An 8,693-nucleotide genomic window follows, 5' to 3' on the forward strand; every position below is an offset into this window, starting at 1 on the left:
ATCTGCGTTCCACACCGCTGTTTGCCCTGCACCAGAAACTGGGTGCCCGCATGGTGCCGTTTGCCGGCTACTCCATGCCCGTGCAATACCCTCAAGGGCTGATGGCCGAGCACCTGCACACCCGCAAGGCCGCCGGCCTGTTCGATGTCTCGCACATGGGCCAGCTGCTGCTGCGCGGCCCCGATGCCGCCGCCGCGCTCGAATCGCTGATGCCCGTCGATGTCATGGACCTGGGCCTGCACAAACAGCGCTACGGCCTGCTGCTCAATGAGCAAGGCGGCATTCTGGACGATCTGATGTTCGTCAACCGTGGTGAAGATCTGTTCCTCATCGTCAATGGCGCCTGCAAAGAGGCCGACATCGCCCATATCCAGAGCCGCATCGCCAGCCGCTGCGAGGTCATTCCTCTGCCCGAGCGCGCCCTGCTGGCCCTGCAAGGCCCGCAAGCCGCCACAGCCCTCGCGCGCCTGATTCCCGGTGTGACGGCTCTGGTCTTCATGACCGGCAACCACTTCGACTGGCAAGGCCATGCGCTCTACATCACGCGCAGCGGCTACACGGGCGAGGACGGTTTTGAAATCTCCCTGCCCGGCGAAGCGGCAACAGCTTTTGCCGAGGCTTTGCTGGCCCTGCCAGAGGTGGCACCCATCGGTCTGGGCGCGCGCAACTCGCTGCGCCTTGAAGCCGGACTTTGCCTGTATGGCAACGACATCGACACCAGCACCACGCCCGTCGAAGCCGCGCTGAACTGGGCCATGCAGAAGGTGCGCCGCAGCGGCGGCGAACGCGCGGGAGGCTTTCCCGGTGCGGCCATCGTGCTGGAGCAATTGCAGAACCCGCAATCGCTGCGCCGCAAGCGCGTGGGCCTGATTGCGCTGGAGCGCATTCCCGTGCGCGAGCCCGCTGTGCTGGAGAACATGGACGGGCAGCATATCGGCCACATTACCAGCGGCCTGCTCAGCCCCACGCTCAACCAGCCCGTGGCGCTGGCCTATGTCGAGCCCGACTACGCCGCCATCGATACGGAAATCTTCGCCATGGTGCGCGGCAAGCCCGTGCCCATGAAAGTGGTCGCCACGCCCTTCGTTCCCACCCGCTACTACCGCGGCTAGGTCTGCCGCCGCGGATGAGACGGGCCAGTTTGCCAAACAGCGGCCAGAACACCGCTAAAGTGCGATCTGGACCTTTCTCAAACAACACCCGATTCCCCTGAATCCCCCATCTGGAGCTTTTCATGAGCATCAAGTATTCCAAAGAACACGAGTGGATCAACGCCGCTGACACCAATGCCGCCATCGTCGGCATCACCGTACACGCACAGGATGCGCTGGGCGATGTGGTGTTTGTGGATCTGCCTGCCGTGGGCTCCACCTTCAAGGCCGGCGATGTCGCAGGCGTGGTCGAGTCCGTCAAGGCTGCTGCCGATGTCTACATGCCCGTGACCGGCGAGATCGTCGAAGTCAACGAAGCCCTGCGCGATGACCCGTCGCTCGCCAACAGCGACCCGCTGGCCGCAGGCTGGTTCTTCAAGGTCAAGATGAGCAATGTGGGCGAGCTCGAAGGTCTGATGGAAGAGACCGCCTACAACGACTTTGCCAAGGACAACTAAGCGTATCGACGGCCCTCGCATTGCGAAGGCCGTTTTTGCATGCAGCCATGAGCACCGACCAGTACTTCGACGATCCGGAAGTCGGTCTCGCCCGCGAGACCAGCCACCCGGCCTTTGTGTGCGTCGCGACCCAGGACTTCTACTACGACTGCGGTGACGACTTCAGCCCCTTCGGCAACGATGACGGCAACGACACACTGGCCGCTCTTGAAGCGTGGTACCAGGAGCAGACGGGCGTCAAGCCCGCCAGGGCGCTGCGCTTTCTGCGCCAGCAACTGAGCGACTGGGATCTGCCCGTGCCCGGGGACATGCTGGCTCATGACAATGCAGCCAAGGCGCAGTGGCTGGCCAGCGACGACATGAACCAGCGCTATCTGCGCTCGGTCTGCCGCGCCCACGTGGCCACGGCCTTTGGCCAGTTCAAGATCACGGGCTGCATCGATGCCGATCTGCACCAGCAGGCCCTGCTTGCCCTGGCCTGCCAACAATGGCTGAACACCGTGGCACGCAGCAAATATCCCGATTGGGAATATGCCGACCAGGAAAGCGAACGCCTGGCCCTGATGAACACCGCGCTGGAACAGGCCAGCGCTGCTTGAAGCACCGGCTGTATGCCTGCAGGCATACGGCATTCACGCATGCCTGGCATGCACACCGTCAGTCACAGTATTTGAGAATAGGTCCCTCCCATGCTGATGTCGCCTCCTGCCCCCGTCGCTTCCCTGGAAGCGCTGGAAAACAGTCACGAATTCATCCCCCGTCATATAGGCCCGGACGCCGATGAGCAGCAAAAAATGCTGACCGCCATCGGCAAGCCCTCGCTGGACGCCTTGATTCGCGACGTGATGCCCGACTCCATCGCTCGCACCAGGCCCATGGATCTTCCCGCTCCGGTGACCGAAGCCGCTGCGCTGGCCGAACTCAAGGCCATCGCCAGCAAGAATCAGGTTCTCAAGAGCTTTATCGGCCAGGGCTACTACGGCACGCACACGCCGGGCGTCATCCTGCGCAACATCCTCGAGAACCCTGCCTGGTACACGGCCTACACTCCCTACCAGGCCGAGATTTCGCAGGGCCGCATGGAGGCACTGGTCAACTTCCAGACCATGGTGACCGACCTGACCGGCATGCCGATTGCCAATGCATCGATGCTGGACGAGGCGACTGCTGCCGCCGAGGCGATGACGCTGGCCCGGCGCTCTGTCAGATCCAGCAGCAACCGCATCGTGCTCGCCGGTGATCTGCATCCGCAGACGATTGAAGTCATAGCGACCCGCGCACGTCCGATCGGCATCGACGTGATAGTCGCCAACAGCCAGCAGGAATGGGAGGCCGCGCTGGCTGGCGATCTGTTTGCCGCGGTCATCCAATACCCCGCGTCCAGCGGCTGGATCGTGGACTGGAAGGCCGATGTACAAGCCATTCACGCCAAGCAGGCGGCTGCCATCGTGGCTACCGACCTGCTGGCCCTGACCCTGCTGACACCTCCCGGAGAATGGGGTGCCGATATTGTCGTGGGCAACAGCCAGCGCTTCGGCATGCCCATGGGCGCAGGCGGCCCGCACGCAGCCTTCATGGCCTGCCGCGACGAATACAAGCGCAGCCTGCCTGGTCGCCTGGTGGGCGTCAGCGTCGATGTGCATGGCAAGCCCGCCTACCGCCTCGCGCTGCAGACGCGCGAACAACATATCCGCCGCGAAAAGGCGACGTCCAATATCTGCACGGCCCAGGTCCTGCCCGCCGTGATCGCCAGCATGTATGCCGTCTACCACGGCCCCCAGGGGCTGAAGCGCATCGCCCAGCGGGTGGCACGCCTGACGGCGATCCTGAGCCGGGGTCTGGCCCAGCTGGGCTTCAGCGCCCATCACCACGACACGGCCTTCGACACACTGAGCCTGCATACCCGGGAGGCAACCGATGCCCTGGCAGCCCGTGCCGTATCCCGGGGCGTCAACCTGCGCAAGGCCTGGGATGAATATCTCTGCATCAGCCTGGACGAAACCACGACCCGGGCCGATGTCGAGCTACTCTGGAGCATCTTTGCCCAGGAGGGTCAGACGCTGCCCACGATCGAGGCCATGGACGAAGGCCCGGCCTCCCTGATCCCCGAGTCCCTGCAGCGCAGCACAGCCTATCTGACCCACCCGGTCTTCAACACCCACCACTCCGAAACCGCCATGCTGCGCTACATCCGCAGCCTCAGCGACAAGGACCTGGCCCTGGACCGCAGCATGATCCCATTGGGCAGCTGCACCATGAAGCTCAATGCCACCAGCGAGATGATCCCCATCACCTGGCCCGAATTTGCCAACGTTCACCCGTTTGCGCCCTCCAACCAGCTGCAAGGCTATGCCGAGCTGGACCGGCAGCTGCGCGACTGGCTGTGTCAGGCCACGGGCTACGCGGGCATCAGCCTGCAGCCCAATGCGGGCAGCCAGGGCGAATACGCGGGTCTGCTGGCGATCAAGGCCTTCCATGAGTCGCGCGGCGAGGCACACCGCAATATCTGCCTGATTCCCAGCAGCGCCCACGGCACCAACCCGGCCAGCGCGCAAATGGCGGGCCTGCAGGTCGTGGTCACCCAATGCGATGACAACGGCAACGTGGACATGGCGGATCTGAAGCGGGCCTGCGAGAAGCACAGCGCCAATCTGGCCTGCATCATGATCACCTACCCCAGCACACACGGCGTGTTCGAAACCCAGGTCAAGGAACTGTGCCAGCTGGTGCACAGCCATGGCGGCCGCGTCTATGTGGATGGTGCCAATATGAACGCCCTGGTTGGCCTTGCCGCGCCCGGCGAGTTCGGCGGCGATGTCAGCCATCTGAACCTGCACAAGACCTTCTGCATTCCTCACGGCGGCGGCGGCCCCGGCGTCGGCCCCGTGTGCGTGGTCGAAGATCTGGTGCCCTTCCTGCCGGGGCACGCCACCGCAGGCGACATCCGCCCGGTGGGAGCGGTCAGCGCAGCGCCTTTGGGCAATGCAGCCGTGCTGCCGATCAGCTGGATGTATATCCGCATGATGGGCGAACCGGGCCTTAAATTGGCGACCGAGACCGCCATCCTCAACGCCAACTACATCAGCGCGCGGCTCAAGGAGCACTTCCCCACGCTGTACGCGGGCGAGTATGGCCACGTAGCCCATGAGTGCATTGTGGATCTGCGCCACTTCAAGGAAAGCTGCGGCGTGATGGCCGAGGACGTTGCCAAGCGTCTGATCGACTACGGCTTCCACGCTCCGACGCTGTCCTTTCCCGTGCCCAACACGCTGATGGTGGAGCCGACCGAGAGCGAGAGCCTGCATGAACTGGACCGTTTCATCGAGGCGATGATCGCCATCCGCGCGGAGATTGCCGACGTGGAGGCCGGCAGGCTGCCCCGGGATGACAACCCGCTCAAGAATGCCCCCCACACGGCAGAGTCCCTGCTGACGTCAGACTGGCAGCATGGCTACAGCCGCGAGACAGCCGCCTACCCCCTGCCGGCGCTTCGGCGCGCCAAGTACTGGAGCCCCGTGGGCCGCGTGGACAACGTCTATGGCGACCGCAACCTGTTTTGCAGCTGTGTGCCCATGGAGGCATACGCGGGCTGAGAGAGCGCCCCTCCGCCGCCAGAACCAGTGCGCTCCGGTCGCACTGGCTTCCTGTCCTCCCGACTCAAGCAACGAACCGCACCTTGCTGTCGTGCGGATGGGTCTGCGGGTCCCATGCCCTGCGCGCAGCTGAGGCCGGGCATAGCCTCGAACGGAGCGAAAAACCGACCGGCGGCCCTCTTTTTCTAGGCCAATGGCGAGGACCGGCTTACACTGCCGGCAATTGCGCCTGTCCCATGAGCTCCTCCGAAACCACGCCCACCCCCTTGCTGCCTGCGATCGACAGCGGTCTGCCCCTGCATGCCCTGCTGGCACCAGGAGCAGCCCCGCTGGGGCTGAGCGCCAGCACCCAACCGCTGGTTCCGGAGGACGAGGACCCGCTGCAGGCTCTGGTGGCGGAGTTGCGCAACTACCAGCACGAACTGGAACTGCAGAACGAGGTGCTCAATTACAGCCAGGCCGTGGCCGAGAGCGCGTCGGAGCGATTCGAGACACTGTTTGCCAGCATTCCTTTGCCGCTGCTGGTCGTCGACGAATACGACATGGTGGTGCAGGCCAATGCCATGGCGCACCGCGCATTTCAGCCCACCGAGAAAGACCGGCTGCTGATCAATTTCAGGCCTTTCGTGCACTTCAAGGATGCAGAGCGTGTGACCACGGCCTTCGAGCAGGCCAAGGCGCTGGGCCGCGCCGAAGTGCACGAGGTGCTGTTCCAGATCACCGAAGAATTCGAACTCTGCGGCGACCTGCATGTGGCCGGTGTGGTCGTGCCCCAGCAAAATGGTCCGGCCACATGGCAGTATCTGTGCGCCGTGGTCAACCAGGGTCCGCTGCTGGCCGAACGCAAGGCATTGCAGGAACGCAATCAACAGCTCTACGCCAGCGAAAGACGGCTGGAATCGGTCATCAACTCCGCGCTGGATGCCATCATCTGCGTCGACCAGTACCAGCGCATCACCGTCTTCAACCCCACGGCAGCGGCCCTGTTTCTGTGCTCCCCCCAGGATGCGCTGGGCAGCCCGCTGGAACGCTTCCTGCCCGATGCGGCACGGGCTCTGGCCTTTTCCTCCCTGACCACGCAGGCTGTGCTGGGAGAAATGACGGGGCTGACCCTGGCGGGGCGAGAGATCCCCATGGAAATCAGCGTCTCCTTCGAGCACCACAGCAGCGGCGACACCACGACCATCTTTGCGCGAGACCTGACCAGCCGCAATCGTGCCGAAGCCCAGCGCAATGCACTGGAAACCCAGCTGCGCGAATCCCACAAAATGCAGGCCGTGGGCACCATGGCTGGCGGGATTGCCCATGACTTCAACAACATCGTGGGCGCCATCCTGGGCAATGTGGAACTCGCAAAGGCCGACAGCGCCAGCAACCCGGCCGCCATGGAGAGCCTGCGCGAGATCGAAAAAGCCGGTCGCAGAGCGCGCGACCTGGTGCGCCAGATTCTGACCTTCAGCCGCAATGACCTGCCCGAGCGGCGCCCCGTTCAGGTACAGGAAGTCATGTCGGACACGGCACGCCTGCTGCGGGTGACCCTGCCGCCTTCCATCGAGCTGCAGGTACTGGACTGCCCGGAGCTGCCCCCGCTGATGGCCGATCCCACCCAGGTGGAACAGGCGCTGTTCAATCTCTGCAACAACGCCATGCAGGCCATCGGCAACCAGCGCGGCATCATCCAGATGCGGGCCATGCGCATTGCGCCCGACCACTACCAATGCGAACGCCTGGGGCTGCCCGTGGCCGAATACCTGGTCTTCATGGTGCAGGACTCAGGCCCGGGCATCGACATCGTGACCCAGCGCCGCATCTTCGAGCCTTTTTTCACGACCAAGCCGGTGGGCCAGGGCACGGGCCTGGGTCTGTCGGTGGTCCATGGCGTGATGCGCACCCATGGCGGTGCCGTCGATGTGCACAGCGAACTGGGCCAGGGCAGCTGCTTCACGCTGTACTTTCCCCTCAACCAGCCGACCGGAAGTCAGCCGGCATCCGCGCCGGTGCGCACGGACAAGCCCGAAACACCGCTGGCCGAGCCGGTTCAGGCCGCGCGCGCCAGCCATGTCATGTATGTGGATGACGATCAGGCCCTGGTCTTTCTTTTCCAGCGCCTGCTGCGTCGCCGCGGCTACGAAGTCTCGGGCTTTACCGACCCGCGCGAGGCCATGGCGGCCCTGCAAAGCGAGCCCCAGCGCTTTGATCTCATCGTCACCGACTACAACATGCCCGGCTTCAGCGGCCTGGACCTGCTCAGGCAGGCCCTGCAGATCAACCCGCAGCTTCCTGTGGCGCTGGCCTCCGGTTATGTGACGGCCGAGATCGAGCAGGCCGCGATAGCAGCCGGCGCCAGGGCCCTGATCCACAAACCCAACGATGTGCAGGAGTTCTGCGCCACCGTTCATGAGTTGCTGAACCCCGGAAACAACCGACAGATGCCTGAATGAGTGCATTGAACTGTGTCTATGAAGACGAGCATCTGCTGGTGCTGGACAAACCCGCGGGCCTTCTGTGCGTGCCCGGCCGCGGCCCGGACAAGCAAGATTGCCTGAGCCTGCGCGCCCTGCGGCATTTCGGCGATGCACTGGTGGTGCACCGGCTTGATCAGGCCACCTCAGGTCTGGTCATCATGGCGCGCAATCCGGGCGTGCAGCGTCAGCTCGGCCAGGCCTTTGCGGAGCGCAGGGTCGACAAGCGCTATATCGCCGTGGTGGCCGGCGATCTGCAGGCCTCACCGGAAACCGCGGATGCTGGGGGCTGGCAACTGATCGATCTGCCGATTGCGGCCGACTGGGAGCGCCGGCCGCTGCGGGTCATCGACCCTGCGGCCGGCAAAAGCAGCCAGACGCTATGGAGGGTGCTGGCGCACGCCGAACAGCAAGGGCTGCCCTGCACGCGCGTGCTGCTCAGCCCTCTGACAGGCCGTACGCATCAACTGCGCCTGCATATGGCGGCCCTCGGCCATGCCATGCTGGGTGATGCCCTCTATGCCGACGATGCGGTAGCCAGCGCCAGCGCCCGGCTGCTGCTGCATGCGACCGCACTGGAGCTGGCACACCCGATCACCGGCGCCTTGCTGTGCCTGAACAGCGCGCCTGGTTTTTAAGCAGAATCAAATCTGCAGCAGCCGTCAAGCACCAAGAGTTGCTGCACCGCAACAGAAACCCTTCGACACCACGCCGAAAAACCCGGAAATCGGCCCCGGATGAGCGCTGATACGGACACTTGCAGCCGTGTTGAGGCCCGGCCCACGCATATACATCACAAACGAAAGCCAAGCCATAGCCCTTGGGTAATAGCTGCTATGCACGGCATAGCAAAAACCGAAAGCCTGCACCAGCCCCTGCATACCCTGTTGCCTTCGTTGGCCACTCGATTAATCTGAGCTTCTTTGCGCGAGCTGCTATGGCAGCAATCGCGCTTTTCGAACATCTCTCGAGATTAAGGAAGTCCTCATGAGCATTCCGTTCCGCATGCAAACCGTTGTTGCCGCCCTG

6 protein-coding genes are annotated in these 8,693 nt (G+C 63.9%); all 6 read left to right on the forward strand.

The window, feature by feature from the left end; translation table 11 throughout:
* The first annotated feature begins 2 nt into the window (after positions 1-2).
* Complete coding sequence (gene gcvT / locus E2583_RS20860) at positions 3-1,112, forward strand: glycine cleavage system aminomethyltransferase GcvT (protein WP_291598267.1); 1,110 nt, start codon at positions 3-5, stop codon at positions 1,110-1,112.
* A gap of 122 nt (positions 1,113-1,234) precedes the next feature.
* A complete protein-coding gene (gcvH, locus tag E2583_RS20865; RefSeq protein ID WP_043002936.1) occupies positions 1,235-1,609 on the forward strand; it encodes a glycine cleavage system protein GcvH in 375 nt (124 codons plus the stop codon).
* A 47-nt stretch (positions 1,610-1,656) separates the two neighbouring features.
* Entirely contained in the window at positions 1,657-2,208 is a 552-nt protein-coding gene (locus tag E2583_RS20870; RefSeq protein WP_291598270.1) for a MolR family transcriptional regulator, read from the forward strand.
* A 90-nt stretch (positions 2,209-2,298) separates the two neighbouring features.
* The gene (gene gcvP / locus E2583_RS20875) at positions 2,299-5,202 is read left to right on the forward strand and encodes an aminomethyl-transferring glycine dehydrogenase (RefSeq protein WP_291598271.1); all 2,904 of its coding nucleotides are present in this window, start codon (positions 2,299-2,301) and stop codon (positions 5,200-5,202) included.
* Between the two features lie 236 nt (positions 5,203-5,438).
* A complete protein-coding gene (locus E2583_RS20880; protein WP_291598273.1) occupies positions 5,439-7,643 on the forward strand; it encodes a PAS domain-containing sensor histidine kinase in 2,205 nt (734 codons plus the stop codon).
* Positions 7,640-8,302, forward strand: coding sequence for an RluA family pseudouridine synthase (locus E2583_RS20885; protein WP_291598275.1), 663 nt, complete (start codon positions 7,640-7,642; stop codon positions 8,300-8,302). Before E2583_RS20880 ends, E2583_RS20885 begins: the two co-directional genes overlap by 4 nt.
* Positions 8,303-8,693 lie beyond the last annotated feature (391 nt).

The sequence above is a fragment of the Comamonas sp. genome (assembly GCF_009360615.1).
Classification (GTDB): Bacteria; Pseudomonadota; Gammaproteobacteria; order Burkholderiales; family Burkholderiaceae_C; genus Comamonas.

Coding starts and splice junctions, on each gene's coding strand:
- E2583_RS20880 (WP_291598273.1), top strand. CDS start 5,439: ATGAGCTCCTCCGAAACCACGCCCACCCCCTTGCTGCCTGCGATCGAC.
- E2583_RS20885 (WP_291598275.1), top strand. CDS start 7,640: ATGAGTGCATTGAACTGTGTCTATGAAGACGAGCATCTGCTGGTGCTG.
- gcvH (WP_043002936.1), top strand. CDS start 1,235: ATGAGCATCAAGTATTCCAAAGAACACGAGTGGATCAACGCCGCTGAC.
- gcvP (WP_291598271.1), top strand. CDS start 2,299: ATGCTGATGTCGCCTCCTGCCCCCGTCGCTTCCCTGGAAGCGCTGGAA.
- E2583_RS20870 (WP_291598270.1), top strand. CDS start 1,657: ATGAGCACCGACCAGTACTTCGACGATCCGGAAGTCGGTCTCGCCCGC.